Raw genomic sequence first — 363 nt, 5'->3', positions numbered from 1 at the left:
AGTATCTGCTCGGCAAGCACACCAAGTCCACGGACCTGATGGCATGGAACGCGGATACGACGCGCCTGCCGTACCGACTGCACAGTGAGACACTGCGGGAGCTGTATCTGCGCAACGCGCTGGCCGAGGGACGGTATTACATACGCGGCCGTGCGGTGGCGCTTAGCGATCTGAGGTTGCCGGTGTTTGTGGTGGGCACGGAGCGGGATCACGTGTCGCCGTGGCGCTCGGTCTACAAGCTGCACCTGCTGAGCAACGCGGAGATCAGCTTCCTACTGACGTCCGGTGGCCACGATGCCGGCATTATCTTCTCCGAACCGGGGCACGCCGGCCGCAACTATCGCTTCAGCACGCGGGCCAGGG

General features: G+C 63.9%; 1 pseudogene. It reads left to right on the top strand.

The window, feature by feature from the left end:
* A pseudogene (locus SB753_RS35355) lies at window positions 1–363 on the top strand (poly-beta-hydroxybutyrate polymerase); the annotation flags it as partial.

Origin of the sequence: Paraburkholderia sp. SIMBA_053, assembly GCF_046534895.1 — a bacterium.
Classification (GTDB): domain Bacteria; phylum Pseudomonadota; class Gammaproteobacteria; order Burkholderiales; family Burkholderiaceae; genus Paraburkholderia; species Paraburkholderia caledonica.
The sequence above is the reverse complement of the archived record's forward strand: the minus strand, read 5'-3'. Positions and strand labels throughout refer to the sequence as shown.